At 62.4% G+C, this 18,484-nt stretch carries 17 protein-coding genes; 8 read left to right on the forward strand and 9 right to left on the reverse strand.

The features are described 5' to 3' along the window. Positions 1–81 precede the first annotated feature (81 nt). The 5 genes from NFG57_RS08275 to sodC all read left to right on the forward strand — a co-directional run bounded on the left by NFG57_RS08275 (position 82) and on the right by sodC (position 5,314). Entirely contained in the window at positions 82–438 is a 357-nt protein-coding gene (locus NFG57_RS08275; RefSeq protein WP_108132815.1) for a RidA family protein, read from the forward strand. A gap of 8 nt (positions 439–446) precedes the next feature. Continuing rightward, a complete protein-coding gene (locus NFG57_RS08280) occupies positions 447–1,658 on the forward strand; it encodes a class II histone deacetylase (protein WP_348815882.1) in 1,212 nt (403 codons plus the stop codon). Then, on the forward strand, positions 1,655–2,698 hold the full coding sequence (locus NFG57_RS08285; protein ID WP_348815883.1) for a branched-chain amino acid transaminase: 1,044 nt from the start codon (positions 1,655–1,657) through the stop codon (positions 2,696–2,698). The genes NFG57_RS08280 and NFG57_RS08285 overlap by 4 nt, the downstream gene beginning before the upstream one ends. 450 nt (positions 2,699–3,148) lie before the next feature. Beyond that, the gene (locus NFG57_RS08290; RefSeq protein WP_306168734.1) at positions 3,149–4,507 is read left to right on the forward strand and encodes a Na+/H+ antiporter family protein; all 1,359 of its coding nucleotides are present in this window, start codon (positions 3,149–3,151) and stop codon (positions 4,505–4,507) included. Positions 4,508–4,780: 273 nt separating this feature from the next. Next, positions 4,781–5,314: a superoxide dismutase [Cu-Zn] SodC gene (sodC, locus tag NFG57_RS08295; protein WP_348815884.1), complete on the forward strand. Its 534-nt coding sequence runs from the start codon at positions 4,781–4,783 to the stop codon at positions 5,312–5,314. A gap of 64 nt (positions 5,315–5,378) precedes the next feature. On the opposite strand, the gene NFG57_RS08300 is transcribed toward sodC, so the two are convergent. The 8 genes from NFG57_RS08300 to NFG57_RS08335 all read right to left on the reverse strand — a co-directional run bounded on the left by NFG57_RS08300 (position 5,379) and on the right by NFG57_RS08335 (position 14,602). Next, entirely contained in the window at positions 5,379–6,200 is an 822-nt protein-coding gene (locus NFG57_RS08300; RefSeq protein WP_348815886.1) for an RNA methyltransferase, read from the reverse strand. A 103-nt stretch (positions 6,201–6,303) separates the two neighbouring features. After that, positions 6,304–7,590, reverse strand: coding sequence for a GNVR domain-containing protein (locus NFG57_RS08305; protein WP_348815887.1), 1,287 nt, complete (start codon positions 7,588–7,590; stop codon positions 6,304–6,306). After that, entirely contained in the window at positions 7,587–7,796 is a 210-nt protein-coding gene (locus NFG57_RS08310; RefSeq protein ID WP_108132770.1) for a hypothetical protein, read from the reverse strand. The genes NFG57_RS08305 and NFG57_RS08310 overlap by 4 nt, the downstream gene beginning before the upstream one ends. Positions 7,797–8,446: 650 nt before the next feature. Then, a complete protein-coding gene (locus NFG57_RS08315; RefSeq protein ID WP_348815888.1) occupies positions 8,447–9,736 on the reverse strand; it encodes a Wzz/FepE/Etk N-terminal domain-containing protein in 1,290 nt (429 codons plus the stop codon). Between the two features lie 680 nt (positions 9,737–10,416). Beyond that, complete coding sequence (locus tag NFG57_RS08320; protein WP_348815890.1) at positions 10,417–11,355, reverse strand: homocysteine S-methyltransferase family protein; 939 nt, start codon at positions 11,353–11,355, stop codon at positions 10,417–10,419. Between the two features lie 189 nt (positions 11,356–11,544). Continuing rightward, positions 11,545–13,188, reverse strand: a complete 1,644-nt coding sequence (groL, locus tag NFG57_RS08325; protein ID WP_045994578.1) for a chaperonin GroEL — start codon at positions 13,186–13,188, stop codon at positions 11,545–11,547. Positions 13,189–13,257: 69 nt separating this feature from the next. Continuing rightward, positions 13,258–13,551, reverse strand: a complete 294-nt coding sequence (locus NFG57_RS08330; protein WP_045994577.1) for a co-chaperone GroES — start codon at positions 13,549–13,551, stop codon at positions 13,258–13,260. Between the two features lie 505 nt (positions 13,552–14,056). Continuing rightward, the gene (locus NFG57_RS08335; RefSeq protein ID WP_108447762.1) at positions 14,057–14,602 is read right to left on the reverse strand and encodes an FxsA family protein; all 546 of its coding nucleotides are present in this window, start codon (positions 14,600–14,602) and stop codon (positions 14,057–14,059) included. 464 nt (positions 14,603–15,066) lie between these two features. On the opposite strand from NFG57_RS08335, the gene NFG57_RS08340 reads away from it, so the two are divergent. After that, positions 15,067–15,828: an SDR family NAD(P)-dependent oxidoreductase gene (locus NFG57_RS08340; RefSeq protein WP_045994575.1), complete on the forward strand. Its 762-nt coding sequence runs from the start codon at positions 15,067–15,069 to the stop codon at positions 15,826–15,828. 42 nt (positions 15,829–15,870) lie between these two features. After that, a complete protein-coding gene (locus NFG57_RS08345; RefSeq protein WP_348815893.1) occupies positions 15,871–16,953 on the forward strand; it encodes an Rpn family recombination-promoting nuclease/putative transposase in 1,083 nt (360 codons plus the stop codon). Positions 16,954–17,073: 120 nt separating this feature from the next. Here the strand turns inward: NFG57_RS08345 and NFG57_RS08350 are convergent, their stop codons facing one another. Beyond that, positions 17,074–17,433: a ComEA family DNA-binding protein gene (locus NFG57_RS08350; RefSeq protein ID WP_308812428.1), complete on the reverse strand. Its 360-nt coding sequence runs from the start codon at positions 17,431–17,433 to the stop codon at positions 17,074–17,076. A gap of 317 nt (positions 17,434–17,750) precedes the next feature. On the opposite strand from NFG57_RS08350, the gene pyrF reads away from it, so the two are divergent. After that, a complete protein-coding gene (gene pyrF, locus NFG57_RS08355; protein WP_348815895.1) occupies positions 17,751–18,452 on the forward strand; it encodes an orotidine-5'-phosphate decarboxylase in 702 nt (233 codons plus the stop codon). Positions 18,453–18,484 lie beyond the last annotated feature (32 nt).

An 18,484-nucleotide genomic window follows, 5' to 3' on the forward strand; every position in this document is an offset into this window, starting at 1 on the left:
ATAACGCCTGATACAGCCCTGAACAGCTCAATACTTAGCCCAACGATCATCCCGCGGATGATCTCCCACAAGGAAAACACCATGAGCCCGACCCTTCACGACAGCAACGACCGCATGAGCCAGATCGCCGTTCACAATGGCACCGTCTACCTCTCCGGCCAGGTACCGGCGGACGCCAGCCAAGGCATGCGCGGCCAGACCGAGCAGGTGCTGGCGCGAATTGACGAACTGCTGGCCAAGGCCGGGACCTCCAAGGATCGACTGATCTCGGCCCAGGTGTGGGTTACCGACATGGCCGAGTTTGACGAGATGAATGCCGCCTGGGACGCCTGGGTCAGCCCCGGTCGTCCGCCGGTGCGTGCCGCGGTGGAAGCGCGCCTGGCCCGGCCGGAGTGGAAGGTCGAGATCATGGTGGTGGCCGCCTTGCCCCAGGCCTGAGGTCACCCATGAGCCACAGCAAGACGACCGGTTTTTATTGGCACGAGCGCTGCTTCTGGCACGACCAGGGGGCGATCGGGGTATTTTCGGCGCCAGGGCCCTGGCTGCAGCCCCAGCCGGCCTCGGAGAGCCCGGAGAGCAAGCGCCGTCTCAAGAACCTGCTGGAGGTCAGCGGGCTGATCGACGAGCTTGAGGTGGTAAAGCCGCCGGCGGCCGGCCGCGAGGACCTGCAGCGCTTCCACACGAAAGACTACCTTGATGCGCTGGAGGCGGGTGATGCGGGCCTGGGTGGCGATGCCGGCGAGGCTGCGCCCTATCGCCCGGGCAGCCTTGCCAGCGCCCGGCAGTCCGCCGGGCTTGCCATCGCAGCGGTGGAGGCGGTGGCCCGTGGCACCCACGCCAGCGCCTATGCGCTGTGCCGTCCACCGGGGCACCACGCCGAAGCCGATCGCGGTCGCGGCTTCTGCCTGCTCGGCAATATTCCGGTGGCGGTGATGCGAGCGAAGGCACTGGGGCTGGTGCGGCGGGTGGCGATCCTCGACTGGGACGTGCACCACGGCAACGGCCAGCAGAGCGCCTTCTGGGACGACCCTGAGGTGCTGACGGTATCGCTGCACCAGGCCGGCAACTATCCGCTCGAGACCGGTGGCTTCGACGAGCAGGGCGGTGAGGGCGCGTCGGGGTCCTGCCTCAACCTGCCGTTACCGCCGGGCTCGGGGCTTGGTGCCTACGATTATGCGTTCGAGCGCCTGGTGCTGCCGGCCATCGAGGCCTTCGCGCCGGATCTGATCGTGGTGGCCTGTGGCTATGACGCCTGCGCCAAGGACCCGCTGGGCAAGATGCTGCTCAATAGCCATGCCTTCGGGCGCATGGCCCAGTCGGTCAAGGCGCTGGCTCAGCGATGTTGTGAAGGGCGCCTGGTGGTCGTCCACGAAGGCGGCTACTCGGAAGGCTATGTCCCGCTGTGTGGCCACGCGGTGATTCAGGCGCTGGCCGACAGCGACATCGGCGTGGATGACCCACAGAACGACGAGATCGCCGCCTGGGGCTATCAGGCACTGCAGCCCCACCAGCGTGAACTGATCGATGGCTGGCGGCGCGACTGGCCTGGGCAGATCACCGAGGCCCGCGTCGACAGCCAGGCTGAAGAGGCTATCGCCTGTGTCTGTGGCAGGGACAGCGACGCAAACAGGAACAGGGACAGGGAGCCAGGCACATGAGTGGACTGCACCAGCGCGACGGCTGGATCTGGAAGAACGGCGAATGGCTGCCCTGGCGGGAGGCCACGACCCATCTGCTGACTCATTCGCTGCACTATGGCATGGGCTGCTTCGAGGGCGTGCGCGCCTATCGTGACGACAACGGCAATGCCCGGCTGTTTCGGGTCCACGAGCATACCCGACGCCTGCTGGACAGCGCCCATATCCTCGACCTCGAGGTGCCCTGGAGCCATGGAGAGCTGATCGAGGCGCAGAGCCAGTGCCTGGTCCGCAATGGGCTGACCGATGCCTATCTCAAGCCCACCGTGTTTCTCGGTCCCGAGGGCCTTGGGCTGCGCGCCAAGGCGTTGAGCTGTCAGATGATGGTGGTGGCCTGGGACCTGGGACCCTACGTCAGCGCCGAGACCGCTGCCGTCGGGCTCAGGGCCCTGACCTCGTCCTGGGCGCGCCATCACGTCAATATCAGCGCCTGTCGGGCCAAGACCAGCGGCCACTACGTCAACAGCATGCTGGCATTGAATACCGCGGTGAAGGCGGGCTTTGACGAGGCGATCATGCTTGACGCCGAAGGCTACGTGGCCGAGGCCAGCGCGGCCAATGTCTTTCTCTATCGAGACGGGGTGTTGCACACCCCGGAGGTCACCTCCTGCCTGCAGGGGATCACCCGGGACAGCGTGATCCGATTGGCGCGTGAGGTGTTGGGCGTGGAGGTGCAGGAGCGCCGCATCACCCGCGATGAGCTGTACATCGCCGACGAGGCCTTTGTTACCGGCACCGCCGCCGAGATACTGCCGTTGCGGGAGCTCGATGGTCGCCATATCGGCGCCCGCGCAGGGGCACCCGGGGTCGCTGAGCCGATAGCCGCCGATAGCCTGACGGCAAGACTGCAGCGCCTGTATCGCGACGTCTGTCGAGGTCGGTTGTCGCCGGCGACCAATGGAGATCGCCATGACCTGGCGCGCTACGCCGACTGGCTGAGCCTGGTCCCGACGGATAGCGAAGTGGATATCGACACAGACAGCGATACGGACAGCGACTAGGTCGGTTTACACAACCAGGCGGCTGCACGATGGCCACAAAGAAAGGCGCCACGACCCTTGAGTCGTGGCGCAGCTAGCCGTCTTTCCTCCCTGGGGCAGCTTCCCTGTGCCCGTGTTGCTCCCTTGGCGCTTCCCGCGCCGTCGCCTCCGTGACGCTCGAGGGGCAGTGTCCCTTGCCCGGTGTCGCCTGAACACAGAGGTAGTATCGGCCAGGCGTGTGTCAGTCAGATAACCGCCTCATGACCCTTTGGTGACATCCCGGCCACAGGACTTTTCTGGTACCATTCGCGCCGCCTGTTACCGGCGAAATGCCCAGGCGCCGTCGCGTACGGCAGTCGAGGCCGTCTCGCCAGGCACCAGGCTTGGCACGAAAAGCCGGCGAGCGCCGGTGCTTTTCCGACAAGCCTCGATTGCGCAAACCCTCTCTCGAACATAAACCTGGATTCGTCTATGAACGCTGTAATCCTTGCCGTGCTGGTGATGGTGGGACTGTCGCTGGCGCGGGTCTCCGTGGTGCTGGCCCTGGTGGTAGGGGCGCTGGTGGGCGGCCTGGCCGGTGGTCTGTCCATCGAGGACACCCTGGCGGCCTTCAACGACGGTGTCGGTGGCGGTGCCAAGGTGGCGCTGGCTTACGCCACCCTCGGTGCCTTCGCCGTGGCGATCTCTCGCTCGGGCCTGCCGGACCTGCTGGCACGCCGCCTCATCACTCTGCTGGGGCAGGAGTCCAGCGCGTCCCGTCAGGCCACGGTCAAGTACCTGCTGATCGGTAGCGTGCTGCTGGTGGCGATCTCCTCCCAGAACCTGATCCCGGTCCACATCGCCTTTATTCCGATCCTGATTCCGCCGCTGCTCAAGGTGATGAATCAGCTCAGAATGGACCGCCGCGCGGTCGCCTGTACTCTGACCTTCGGCCTGACCGCGCCCTACATGTTGCTGCCGGTAGGCTTCGGGGCGATCTTCCTCAACGACATCCTGCTGGCCAACATCAACGAGGCTGGCGCCGCACTGGGCCTCGAGATCGACCGCGCCATGGTCCCCATGGCCATGGGCGTGCCGGTCGCCGGCATGTTCCTCGGGCTTCTGGTGGCGGTGTTCCTGTCCTACCGCAAGCCTCGGGTCTATGACGAGGTGGAGCTTGGCAATGCGCCGGCCCACGGCCATGGCCACGACCACAGCGAGATCGAGGAGCCTCACACCCTGGGCCTGATCATGTCGGTGATAGCGATCGTCGCTGCGCTCGGCATCCAGCTCTATACCGGCTCGATGATCCTGGGTGGCCTGGTGGGCTTTTCGCTGTTGTCCATGGGCGGCATCTTCCGCTGGCGCGAAGCCGATGATCTGTTCACCAGCGGCATGCGCATGATGGCCCTGATCGGCTTCATCATGATCTCGGCCTCCGGCTTCGCGGCCGTGATGACCGCCACCGGCGAGATCGAGACCCTGGTCAGCGCCAGCGTCGAGGTGATCGGCGACAACCGTGGCCTGGCGGCACTCCTGATGCTGCTGGTGGGGCTGTTCATCACCCTGGGCATCGGCTCGTCGTTTTCGACCATCCCGATCATCGCCGCCATCTTCGTTCCGCTGGCGGTACAGTTCGGCTTCTCCGATCTCGCGACGGTGGCCCTGGTCGGCACCGCCGCCGCCCTGGGTGACGCCGGCTCCCCGGCGTCGGACTCCACTCTCGGGCCGACCTCCGGCCTCAACGTGGATCGTCAGCATGATCATATCTGGGACAGCGTGGTGCCGACCTTCGTGCACTACAACATCCCGTTGATCGGCTTTGGCTGGCTGGCGGCGATGACGCTGTGATCGCCCACCGGAAAGCCCAGACGCCCGCGCTATTCGCGCGGGCGTTTTTTTGTGCGCCAGGCCCGGCCCGAACATCGACGTGTGAGCCGCCGCAATAGTGAAACATGAGTGCTACGGGTTGTGCAGATCCGTCGATATGGTCCACGCTGGGGGAGACTCATCGACCGGTGGGTCGTGGCGCTCCCGGGAAGATGAAGGAGTTATCGAGCCCAGGGCGCAGCAAGACACTTGTTCACAGATGGAGAGGATCGACACATGGACAGGAGCGACAAGATGTTGAAGGCACGCGTGTTTGCCGGATCGTGCTTGCTGGGGGCAGGCCTGCTGGTAACTGGCGCCGCCCACGCCGCCACGGAGGTGGAGATGCACAGCGTCAGCACCGACGGTATTGGCGACTCCCTCGGCACCATCAGTTTCGAGGATAGTGAGCATGGTCTCAGGATCACGCCCGACCTCGAGGGTCTGGACACCGGCATCCACGGCCTTCACGTTCACGTGAACCCGAGCTGCGAGCCGGCCGAGAAGGATGGCGAGACGGTAGCGGCGGTTGGCGCCGGAGGCCACTTCGACCCGGAGGACACCGGCACCCACCAGGGTCCCTACGGTGACGGCCACCTGGGTGACCTGCCGGCGCTGGCGGTGGGACAGCAGGGCGAGGCGACACTGCCGACCCTGGCGCCGCGCATCAGCGAGGATGACCTGGCAGGCCACGCCATCATGATTCACTCCGGTGGTGACAACTACTCCGACGAGCCCAAGCTCGGCGGTGGCGGTGCCCGCGTCGCCTGTGGCGTCATCGAAGGCTGATCGACACCACGCCCGACATGGCCATCCAGGCCCCGCTCAGGTGGGGCCTTTTGCTGTAGTGACGTCAGTCCTGGCGATCGTCGCTGGAAGTGGGCAGGTGTGTCTCGAGGGATGACAGCAGGCCGCGCAGCAGCGAGAGTTCCTTGCGCGTGGGCGTGGCCCGGGCGAACAGCGCCTGGAGCTGTTCCTCGGTGCGAGCGTGGGGCTGGGTAATAAAACCACTGTCGCGCATTACCCGGCCCAGATGTGCCTGAAAGTGGGCGACCTGCTCGCGGGTGGGCTGGCGCAGTCGGGACGGTGTCCCCGAAGTGGCGACGCTGTCGGTGTCGGTATCCGTGTCGGTATTGCTATCGACGGCGACATCGATATCAGGGCAGGGGAGTCGGCGCCAGGCCCGGCGCAACTCGTAGGCCAGCACCTGCACCGCCTGGGACAGGTTCAGGATGCCGTAGTCGGGATTGGCCGGAATGCTGACCTGATGCGAGCACAGGCGGATTTCGTCGTTGGTCAGGCCGAAGCGCTCGCGGCCGAAGACCAGTGCCACCGGGTCATGCACCGCGTCCTTCACCAGCGCCTGGGCCATCTCGTCCGGTTCGTCATAGTGGGGCAGTGGCAGGCTTCTCAGCCTGGCGCTGGCCCCGACCACCCTGACACAGTCATCGATGGCGTCCTCGAGACGTTCCACCACGCGGGCGTTTTCGACCACATCTGCCGCACCTGCGGCCAGGCGGGTGGCCTCTTCATCGGGAAAGACGCGTGGATTGACCAGCACCAGATCGGTAAGTCCCATGGTCTTCATCGCGCGAGCGGCGGAGCCGATGTTGCCGGGATGGTAGGTCTGGACAAGAACGATGCGCAGATTGGCGAAGGGCAAGGCTTGAGTCATGGAGCACGGCAACCGTCGATGGGAAAACGAGCGACACCATACCGCCACTTTCGCCCAAAGCGAAGGGGCCGCGATGGCGGCCCCTGAGACGGTGGTGGAAAGATCAGGCTGTCTGTGAACGATACCGCCTGAGGCTGCGGCTGAACGCCACCAGCATCACCAGCATCACGCCGAGCATACCCCCGAGGATCACGGCGAGCGCCATCACCAGGGCCTTGCCGGGGCCCTCGGGCTGCATTGGGCGATAGGCCACATTGACCACCTCGACGACGTGGATGTCGTCGGCGGTGATGCGGTTGGCCCTCAGCAGAGTGTTTTCCTGGCGTAGCTGGTTGTAGGCGTCAATGAACGCCGAGTCGCTCTCGCGAGACTTGAAAGCCTCGATACGTCGCTGGTGCTGCAACTGTTCGAGCTGCTTTTCGATCTGACGGATGGCCGGCGAGGAGATGGGCTGGTCGAGCCCCTGCTTCAATACCTCGCGCTCGGCCGCCAGGGCTTCGGTACCCAGGAAGTACAGTGGTAGATCATTGCCGATGCTGACGTTGTCGTAGACGATACGGGCGGCGTCATCGGCGTCTCCCAACGATAGTGGGGACGTCGGCTTGGTGATGCCGAGCATGCCGGCGATCTCTTCTGCTACTTCCAGGGTGCGAATGCGCTCTTCGCGGGAAGCGCGCTCCGCGGCGCGTTCGGCGGCAAGCTGATCCTGAAGCTCGAGCCGGCGAATCGAGTGCTCCTCGCTCATCCGCGTGACGGTCGCGTCAAGCTCGGCGTCGTAGGCCTCCAGGTGGGCTTCCATGTCTGCCTCATTGCGTGAAATGGCGCTGGCCAGGCTACGATCGACGCGCGCGAGCAGGTCTTCGGTGTACTGCCGCTGCGACCACTGGAAGTACTGGTTCAGCAATGCAGCGCCGTCGATATCTTCACGATAGGAGAAGCTAACCTCCCCGGGGCTACCGGAGGCGAGGTCGCCAGGCGCGACCTTCAGCTCTCGGAACTGCGTGCGAAGCACCGTGCCTTCGAGTTCCGGAGCGCTATCCTGCATCAGCATGTCGGCGTAGTCGGGGTGCTGGTCGAGGAAGCCGCGGAAGCGCTCGTAACTCCCCAGGCGGATCTCCAGTTCGGAAACGGCCTGCTGGGGAGTGATGGCAATCCCCGGAATGCGGTTGATCACATTGAGACCATCACTGGTCTCGGTGTAGGCGAGCGAAGAATGGTATGACGGTGTGGATGCCACCAGATAGAGCGTCGCCAGTGCGAGGCAGGTTGCCATGCTGACGGCGATCCAGCGCCATCCGTTGATCAGCATGATGGCAATGTCTCGCAGGTCAATCTCGTCAGAGGAAGGATGCTCAGGTTGATCGACGGCTTGGTGGTTGAAAGAGTTCATGTGTGAGGATTCCAGACAGCAAGCCTCGCCGTCAGAGCGAGCAGGTGAACGAGCAGGACAGACACTTCCGCAAGAAGAAAATGAGAGGTATCGACCAGGTCCAGATACAGCAGGAAGATGGGCGCAAGTGCCGCGGCGAGCATGATGGCCGCCGAGATATAGCGTCGTTCGCTGAACGCCAGAGCGCCCGGAAGCAGCAGCATCATGGGGGATGCCACCAGGTGTTTAAGTGTTGACATGGCGTTTATCAGCCCTGCGTGAGCCAAGGGATAGTGCTTATATGCACTTTATATTGCGGTTGAAAGTAGCAGGGCGAATGTAAGTATGTAAGTCTATGTTAACTTGAAATGCGCATAAGGACTGGTCGGTTTATTAAAAATACAACGTTTATATGCTGATATGAGTTTAATTGATTTTTTATGTGCTGATTCGATTGATCACCGAGGTGCTCTGTAAAACATGACCAACCAAGGTCTGACAACACGAATGGCACTGAGGCAGCGTGGTTTCCAGAGTGGGGTAGGCATATTGTTCCCACTTGATGCCAGCTTGACGTTCGCAGGCGCTATGCAGGATAAGCCATGATGCCCAGGTTGGCGCGCACCTGTTCAGGGAACCAAGGGTAGTGGGTCAAGCCGGGGTGGTGTCCAGCACGGTCAATGGTGCAAGGAGTGATCCGTTGTTCCCTTTGGCTCCTGAATTCAACCAATGAGCGTGACAGGCAAGGTGGGTAGGGACGAGGCGCTTCCCCGAGTCAGGCCATGATCTGACTCGGGGCTAGTGCTGGAGGACGGTGAGAGCCAGCGGATCGTGGCTAGGGGTGCAGCGCTGGCGCTGCCAGGTCGGGTTGGCAAGATCAAGCCCGCTGGGCCCTGTAGCGCTTGAGGCTTCGGCTGAACGATACACACATCACCAGCATGACGCCCAGCATGCTCCCCAGTATCACGGCAAGTGCCAGCACCAGGGCCTTGCCCGGGCCTTCCGGACGGTTAGGACGATAGGCCAGATTGACCACCTCGATGATGTCGATATCGTCGGCGGTGACGCGGTTGGCGCGCAGCAGGGTATTTTCCTGGCTCAACTGATTGTAGGCGTCGACAAACGACGAGTCGTCGGATCGTTGCTGCAACGCTTCGATTTGGCGCTGATGCCGCAATTGCGCGAGCTCTTTCTCGATTTCGCGGATGGCAGGCGTGCTGGCTTCCTGCTCCAGGCTTTGCTCGACGACCTCTTTTTCTGCGGCCAGTGCCTGGGTGCCCATGAAGTAGAGCGGCAGGCTTGTCGCGTTGCCGCTGTCACCGTGGCTAACTTGGGTTTGTCCGTTTTCGCCGAACGCCGGCTGTGAGGTGGGCTGGGTGATGCCCAGCCTCTGTGCGATGGCCTCTGCCTGGGTCAGAGTGCGAATGCGCTCCTGGCGAGACTTGCGCTCAGCATTCTTTTCGGCCTGAAGCTGGTCATCGAGTTCGGCAAGCTGAACGTCATGTTGCTCTTGCAGCCGTGTGATCTCGACGCTCACGCTGTCCCGGTAGGCTTCCAGATGTGCCTGCATCTCTTCACTATTGCGCGCCAGCGCCGTTTCCAGTGCGTGTTCGGCGCGCTGCGCCAGAACCTGGGCATATTGCCTCTCCGTCCATGCCAGATAGTCATTGAGTAGAGCAGCCCCCTGCAGCGACTCTGGATACACAAGGCTCAACTGGTGCGGACCTGTCCCGTCTTTGCCGGGACGTGTGATCGTTAGCTTGTCGAAGTAGTGAAGGCGCAGATGCTCATCCAGTGTCACGTCCTGTCCGTCGGCCTCCGACTGGGCGATGGACTGCCATTCGGGATGGTCGTCGATGAAGTCGCGCAGGTTGCCGAAGCTACCGAGCTTAAGTTCCAGTTCTGTCTGAGTGGAGGCCGCTGAGTAGTCGATGTCGGGCATCTCGTTGAGAAGACGCAGTCCTTCCGACGAGGGCGTGTAACTGGTCGACGCACGGTAGCTTTGCGGGGCTATGGTGACAAACACCAGGGCCAGCACCACGGCGGTGGCCACGCTGCCAAGGATCCACTTCCAGCCGTCAAGCAACATCAGGGCGATGTCGCGCAGGTCTATCTCATCATCGCGCCGATAGGAAAGCGCGGGAAGTTGGCTGTCGTGATCGGTCATCGCTGCGGCCTCCACAGTGCCAGATGCATGCTGTGGACCAGGCCATGGGTAACAAGATTGAAAGACTCCGCCAGGCGGGCGACGACCAGGCTCATCAGCCCCAGTGCTGATGCGACCAGCGGTGACAGCCAGGCAAGGAAGACGAGGGCGGCATGCAGGGAACGCCCACGTAACAGAGTAAAGCCCCCGGGAAGCAACAAGGCGATGGGGCCGAGAAGTAGTAGCCGAGAGGGTGACATCGGAAAGTCCTGATCGAGCGTTGAGGAATTGGCGGTCGATGAGTCATCGGTGTGCCACAGGGGCAACCTTCAAGGGCGGAAAACCACGGGCTATCTGCTGGGCGAACAGCCTAGCGACGTGGACGCGGCGCGACGCTGCTGTAGATCAGGAAGGGGGAAAGTACAGGTCGCCACGCTGCGTCGTCCTGACGAAGATCAAGGACGTCGCAGCCGTGGTCTGGGCTCTTGGGTGTCGTGCCGCTGACAGGGCGGAGCGAAGGGGAAGCGCGGCAGAACTCGTTGCTAGGCGCTGTCCGAAAAGTCGACGAGCGAAGGTTAGACAAGGCAAAAATCGGTGAGAAAGCGCAGTTTACGGGGTGTAAATGAGCATTTTGACCGGGCTGGCGCACCAGCCGATTTTTAACGCCGTATTACCGAGCGCAGGCACTTTTCAGACAAGCCCTAGTGATGGGCGGCCTGTTTCCAGGCATCTAGTGTTTCGATATGAGTCGGATGGATGCCGCAGCATCCGCCGATCAGGCTTGCTCCCAGGGAGTGCCAGCGCTTGGCGTAGTCCAGGTAGCCTGCCGGGGTCAGCTCCCGGTCTGCCGTCAAGGTGGTGTTGGCCCGGTGAGCATCGCCGATCGGCGAGAAGCTGTTGGCGTAGGCGCCCAGCGGGCGCGATAGCTTGAGTCGTTGCATGGCGTCGCCGGCGTCGACCAGTGCCTGCGCCATGACCTCCGGAATCGAGCAGTTGAACAGGATGGCGTCGGCGCCGCCCTGACATAGCTGTTGGGTCGCCTCGGCAACGGACTCTCCGGAGCGCAGGCGTGCGATGTCGGACACCTCGTCCTGAAGGGTGAGGGCGTACCAGCGAGGCTTCTCGGATGCCGCCAGGACCTCCTGCATGACCGAGATCTCGGCAAGACTCGACAGCGTCTCGGCGAGCCACAGATCCACGTGTGGGTCCTGCGCATGATACAGGGCGGTGGTGATCTCTCTGGCGCGGCCGGGGTCGAACAGATCGGGACGATAGCTGCCCAGGGCGGGAGGCAGGCAGCCCGCGACGCTAAGCGAGGCTTCTGGGGCATTGGCTTGCGACGGTGGCTGGACGGATTCATCCTGCCAGCAGCTTGCCGCTTGCGCTGCCAATCGTGCCGCAAGCGAAGCGAGTGCCGGCCCCTCTTCCCGATAGCGCCGCTCGCCAAGATGGAACGGCACGCAGGCGTAGCTGTTGGCAGTAATCACTCGGGCGCCGGCCCGAATAAAGTTGAGGTGGGCCTCGATGACCCGGTCGGGAGCTTCGATCAGCGCCTGGGCGCTCCACAAGGGCTGTGAGAAGGGGGCGCCGATACGCTTGAGCTCGCGCCCCATGCCGCCGTCCAGTAGCGTCAAATCCATGATGTTGCCTGCAAGTTGATCCAGCCGATAGTGAATCATGTCCCGGGGGCGGGAATAAATTGAAAAGTCCTCAACCTCTGGATGAGGCGGCTCGATGAATGGTGAAGAACAAAAAAGCCCTGCCATAAGGCAGGGCTTTGTGCGCTTGGGGTGCGCGGGTCGGGCAGCCGGAGCTGCCCGGGGCAGGCGTTACATCATGCCGCCCATGCCGCCCATTCCACCCATGCCGCCCATGTCCGGAGCAGCGTCCTTCTCGTCCGGATCGTCGGCGATCATGGCTTCGGTGGTGATCAGCAGGCCAGCCACGGAGCCAGCGGACTGCAGCGCGCTGCGAGTCACTTTGGCCGGGTCCAGCACACCCATCTCGAACAGGTCGCCGTACTCGCCGGTCTGGGCGTTGTAGCCGAAGTTGCCTTCACCGTCCTTGATGCGGTTGACGATGACGGAGGCTTCCTGGCCAGCGTTGGTGACGATCTGACGCAGCGGTGCTTCCATGGCGCGCAGAGCGATGGCGATACCGTGGGTCTGGTCTTCGTTGTCACCCTTGAGGCCAGCGATCTTGGTCAGGATGCGGATCAGGGCAGTACCACCGCCAGGCACGACACCTTCTTCGACCGCGGCGCGGGTAGAGTGCAGGGCGTCCTCGACGCGGGCCTTCTTCTCCTTCATCTCGACTTCGGTAGCGGCACCGACGCGGATGACGGCAACACCGCCGGCCAGCTTGGCGACACGCTCCTGGAGCTTCTCGCGATCGTAGTCGGAGGAAGTCTCTTCGATCTGGGCGCGGATCTGGTTGACGCGTGCTTCGATGTCACCGTCGTTGCCGGCACCATCGATGATGGTGGTGTTTTCCTTGGACATGGTCACGCGCTTGGCGGTGCCCAGGTGGTCCAGGGTGGCCTGCTCGAGGTTCAGACCTACTTCCTCGGAGATCACGGTGCCGTTGGTCAGGATCGCGATGTCCTGCAGCATGGCCTTGCGGCGATCACCGAAGCCAGGCGCCTTGGCGGCGGCGACCTTGACGATGCCACGCATGGTGTTGACCACCAGGGTAGCCAGCGCTTCGCCTTCGATGTCTTCGGCGATGATCACCAGCGGCTTGCCGGCCTTGGCGACGGCTTCCAGGGTCGGCAGCAGTTCGCGGATGTTGGAGATCTTCTTGTCCACCAGCAGGATGAACGGATCTTCCAGTTCCACCGCCATGGTGTCCTGGTTGGTGACGAAGTACGGGCTCAGGTAGCCGCGGTCGAACTGCATGCCCTCGACCACGTCCAGCTCGTCTTCGAAGCCACGGCCTTCATCGACAGTGATGACGCCTTCCTTGCCGACCTTCTCCATCGCCTCGGCGATGATCTCGCCGATGCGCGAGTCGCCGTTGGCGGAGATGGTGCCGACCTGGGCGATGGCCTTGGAGTCGGTGCAGGGCACGGACAGAGCCTGGATTTCCTTGACCGCAGCGATGACGGCCTGGTCGATGCCGCGCTTGAGGTCCATCGGGTTCATGCCGGCGGTCACGCCCTTCAGGCCTTCGGCGACGATGGCCTGGGCCAGCACGGTGGCGGTGGTGGTACCGTCACCGGCCACGTCGGAAGTCTTGGAAGCCACTTCCTTGACCATCTGCGCGCCCATGTTTTCGAACCGATCCTTCAGTTCGATTTCCTTGGCGACGCTGACGCCATCCTTGGTCACGGTCGGCGCGCCGAAGGACTTCTCCAGCACCACGTTGCGACCTTTCGGGCCCAGGGTAGCCTTGACGGCATTGGCCAGGACATCGACACCACGCGCCATGCGCTTGCGGGCATCATCAGAGAACTTGACTTGTTTCGCTGCCATTTTCTGTACTTCCTTAGAATCTAAGCGTCAAAAGTGAACGTTGAAACGAGTGAGTCTGCGGGGCAGGGCTTAGCCCTCGACGACCGCCAGGATGTCGGACTCGCTCATGATCAGGACTTCCTCGCCGTCGATCTTCTGCTTTTCGACGCCGAAGCCATCCTTGAAGATCACGGTGTCGCCGACCTTGACGTCCAGAGGACGCACGTCGCCGCTCTCGAGAATCCGGCCGTTACCGACGGCGAGAACTTCGCCACGAGTCGGTTTTTCCTGGGCGTTGCCCGGAAGCACGATGCCGCCTGCGGTCTTCTGCTCTTCCTCAACGCGACGGATGACGACGCGATCGTGCAAGGGACGGATGTTCATTGCTCACGTTCTCCTGATGGTTTTGCAAGGCCGGGGCATCCACCCCGGCGGTTCATTGTTCACTCTCGTCGTGACGCCCTGCGACTCGGCGAGAGCTGGAGGTCATTGCCGGGCTGCCGATGAAGTGGCAGGCCCTTGTCGGCCCTCCTGTCAATGGCGGGGGAGCGTGCTCCCTCACCGAAGCTTGGTGCTGCTCTGGTAAGTGGGGCTGGAGTGGGGGCTTTCAAGGGCTTGGATGAAAATTTTTTTGTCTTCTTGCATCCAAGGCTGACGGGGCCCATGAAACGGCATCGGCACCCCGAAGGGTGCCGATGCGTGGGACAAGACGATGATGCGGCAAGGGTGGGCCCGCCGCGCAAGCCTCGGGCTCAGTCCGAAAAGTCGACGAGCGAAGGTTAGACAAGGCAAAAATCGGTGAGAAAGCGCAGTTTACGTGGTGTAAATGAGCATTTTGATCCGATTTTTAACGCCGTATTACCGAGCGCAGACACTTTTCAGACAAGCCCTAGCGGCGTCGCTCATCCTTGCTGATAAATTCGCCCTCCAGCGGTTCTTCATCGCCGGCCGAACTTTCGCGCCAGCTGGTGTCATCCCGGCGGCGGCCGGAAGCCTCGTCCCATCCATCGGCATTGGCCTTGGGGCCCGCAAAGCCCCCTTCTTGGGTACCGCCGAAATGGGTGCCGCCCATCTGGAAGCCCTTCATGCGCACCCCGACCTTGGCCAGCGCCTTGCCCAGCAGGCGGCGAGCGTTGGGAATCAGGCACATGAAGCCGAGTGCGTCAGACAGAAAACCCGGCGCCATCAGCAGGGCGCCACCGAAGATCAGCGCGGCACCGGTCATCAGCTCCGAGGAGGGGATCTCGCCGCGTGACATCCGCTCCTGGGCGCGTGCGAAGGTGGCCACACCTTCGCGACGGATCAGGTGCAGACCGATAAAACCGGTGGCCAGCACCAGCGCCAGGGTGGACAGCAGACCGATTTCGCTACCCACCGAAAAGAGTACAGCGAAGTCGAGCAGGGCGAAGATGGTGAAGATAAGAAGAAAGGGCATGTCAGCTCCGCGTTGTGATCTCCGTTCAAGATGGGGGTGGCCACCTCGGAGTTCAAGCGTTGCTGTGGCTTTTGCTGGCCGCGCCTTTGTTTTGCTGGTGGCGCCTTCCTTTTGCTGCTGGCGGCGGCTTTCATTTGCTGGCAGCGCCTTGCCGACTCTGGCGCGGCCACTCGCGCAGTCGTGCTTACGGTTTCAGCCGCTCGGCGTGGCAAAGATCTTCTTTTTTTGCCCGATTCGGTCGCAGGGGGTTGCGCAGGCTTGCGCTAGACCAAGGAAGAGTGGCGGGGGTTTTGAAAGGTTGTCATGATGCGGTGCACCAATGGTTAGTGGGCTCATATGTGGTGCTTTGGTGTATCACGCGGCCGCTTTGCCTGGCGGCAGGTGCGGCCTGTCACGCCTTGGCGCCTTACCAAAAAACCATCTGAAAACGCGCGTGTATGACGCGTCTTGCAAGGGGAAACCGCATGCAACTCAACGATGCCCTGATCGCCATCACCGGCGGAGCCCGTGGACTCGGCCTGGCCATGGCGCACCATCTGGGACGCCGTGGAGCGCGGGTCGCGCTCATCGATACCGACAACGACCAGCTGGACCAGGCCGTCAATGGTCTGTTCGATGCCGGCATCACCGCCAGAGCGTTCGTGGCTAACGTGGCAGACGAGGCCTCTGTCACTGAAGCCTTTGCGGACATTCGCGAGCACATGGGGCCGCTCGACGGTCTGGTCAACAACGCCGGTATCCTGCGTGACGGCCTGCTGGTCAAGGCGCGCGACGGCAAGGTCGAAAAGACGCTGGGGCTGGACGAGTGGCAGGCGGTCATCGATGTCAATCTGACCGGTGTATTCCTGTGCGGGCGTGCCGCCGCCACGGCCATGATCGAGGATGATCGTCGGGGTGTTATCGTCAATATCTCGAGCATCTCGCGCGCCGGCAACATGGGGCAGAGCAACTATGCCGCGGCCAAGGCCGGCGTTGCCGCTCTGACCGTCACCTGGGGCAAGGAGCTGGCCCGTCATGGTATTCGCGTGGGCGCGGTGGCACCTGGCTTCATCGAGACCGAGATGACCGCCTCCATGCGTGACGACATGCTCGAAAAACTGACCGCAGGCGTGCCCCTGCGCCGCCTTGGCGCCCCTGCCGACATCGCCGAGAGCGTTGCCTTCATCTTTGACAACGACTACTTCACCGCCCGTGTCATGGAGGTGGACGGGGGGCTGCGGCTCTAGGTCTAGCCAAGGGAAGAGGCCGGCCGCCTGGCCGGGCACGCCATGAAAAACCAGCATGATCAAAGCTACAAGTTGCTATTCAGCGAGCCGAGGGTGATCCGAGACCTGCTGACCGGCTTTATCGGTGAAGACTGGATCGAGAAGCTGGACCTCGACTCGCTGGAGCGGGTCAGTGGCAGCTTCGTCACTGATGACCTGCGTGATCGCGAAAACGATGTCATCTGGCGCGCGCGCTTCGGTGATGAGTGGTGCTACGTGTACCTGTTGCTGGAATTTCAGAGCACGGTGGATCGTTTCATGGCGCTTCGCACCATGACGTACGTCGGGTTGCTCTACCAAGATCTGGTCAAGCAGAAACAGCTGACTCGGTCGGGCAAGCTACCGCCGGTGTTGCCTATCGTGCTCTATAATGGAGAGCGTCGCTGGAGCGCGCCTGTCAACGTTCGGGATCTCATTCAGGCAGGGCCTGGCAGCCTGGCGCAATACCGACCGGATCTGTCCTTTCTGCTATTGGATGAAGGTGCCCTCGTTGCCGACCAGCAGTTCTCCAGCGAAGCGCGTAATGTGGTGTCGGCCATCTTCCAGCTGGAGCATCACCGGAGTCCCGCAGATGCGGTTGAGCTGATCGGGTTGCTGGTGAAATGGTTGCAGACACCAGAGCAGGCAGATTTGCGTCGACACTTCGTCATCTGGATCAAGCGAGTACTATTGCCAAACTGGGTGTCAAATGAGGAACAGGGCGGATGGCAGGCCCTGAATGAATTGAGCGAGGTGCACAATATGCTGGCAGAAAGAGCCAAGCGGTGGCCTGAGCAGTGGAAGCAGCAGGGGCTGGCGGAGGGCCGTCGGGAAGGTCGCGAGGAAGGGCGTCAGGAAGGTCGCGAGGAAGGACGCGAGGAAGGTCGCGAGGAAGGTCGTCAGGAAGGGCGTCAGGAAGGTCGTCAGGAAGGGCGTCAGGAAGGTCGTCAGGAAGGGCGTCAGGAAGGGCGCGAAGAAGGCAAGCTAGAGGTAGCCCGCAATATGATTCAGCAGACTTCGCTGGATGATCAGACGATCGCGCAAGTGGCCGAGATTTCGATAGAACTGGTCAGCGAACTGCGAGAGCAAATCGAGCGCTCCAGCTGATGGTCTATCATGGCCTGTTGGTTGCTAACAGAAATCCCGTTGCCTGAAGTGTTGATTATTCCTCACCCCCACAAGCCCTCCGCAGCACTGCGCGGCGGAGGGCTTGGTTGCAGCCGGTGTCTAGCGCAGGCTGATTTCATCCTTGAGCCGAGCGACGGTGGCGTCACCGATGCCCTTTACTCGAGTCAGGTCCTCGATGGTGGTGAAGGGGCCATTGGCCTGGCGGTCTTCGACGATGGCCTGAGCCTTGCCTGGGCCGATGCCGGGGAGTTCCGCCAGCAACTCGACGCTGGCCTCGTTGATGTTGATCGGCTCGATACTCAGCTGCTCTTCGGCCATGACTGGCTGTGCCAGCAACATCCAGGTCAGTGCCAGTAGTGCGATAGTCCATAACCTGGACCGCTTGCTTGCGGAAAGGGTGCTCGAGTTGTCGTTCATCGATGGATGGCGAACAGCCTGTTGTGCGTTGTGGGTCTGCATCGGACATCTCCTTGGTGTTGAAAGTCGTCTTCATGACGTAGGGGGCTTGCCCCTTCGAGTCCGTTCGACGTGATGCCGTTGGGTCTCGACTTTCACCTTAGGCGCCGAGCGACGAATCCAGTTATAAGAAATTACTTATAAAAATATCAGTGGAATTAGATATTCAGATGAAGCCATAGGGCCGCGCGGAAGTCGCTTGGGCTGATATACTGCGGCGTTTTGGCGCTCCGGGTCCTGTGTCTCGCGACCGGGCCGGCTTGGCTCACGTCATGCAGGCCGCAGGTGCGCCCTTCGATTCCACTGTGCCGGAGGCCTCCGTGACTACCTCATCGCCCTTGATCATCGCACTCGATTATCCCTCCATGGACGCCGCGCTGTGCATGGCGGACCGACTGGACCCCGAGCGCTGTCGTCTCAAGGTTGGCAAGGAGCTGTTCACCCGCAGCGGCCCCAATGTGCTCGAAGCGCTGCATGGCCGGGGTTTCGAGGTCTTTCTCGACCTCAAGTTTCACGATATTCCCAATACCGTGGCGGCTGCCGTTCAGGCGGCGGCAGAGCAAGGCGTGTGGATGGTCAATGTTCATGCCAGCGGCGGCGCCCGCATGATGGAAGCGGCGCGCGAACGGCTCGATAGAGAGGGCCTTGCGACCCGCCTGATCGCGGTGACGGTGCTGACCAGCATGACCGCCGAGGAACTTGCAGCTACTAATGTTTCGGTAGCCCTGGACGAGCAGGTGGAGCACCTGGCGCGACTGGCCAAGGCCAGCGGGATGGATGGTGTGGTGTGCTCGGCGCAGGAGTCGGCGCGTCTCAAGGCAGCCTGTGGCGAAGACTTCCTCAAGGTCACCCCGGGCATTCGCCCGAGCTTTGCCCAGGCCGGCGATCAGCGCCGAATCATGATCCCGCGCGAGGCCATGGACGCCGGTAGCACGCACCTGGTGGTGGGAAGACCTGTCACTCAGGCAGAAGACCCGATGGCGGCGTTAGAGGCGATCGAGAAGGAGCTGAAAGAGGCGTAACCCAGTCGGAGTCGGCTGGTTACGATCCGGAT

This window comes from Halomonas sp. H10-59 (assembly GCF_040070555.1).
In the GTDB taxonomy this organism is placed as follows: domain Bacteria; phylum Pseudomonadota; class Gammaproteobacteria; order Pseudomonadales; family Halomonadaceae; genus Halomonas; species Halomonas litopenaei.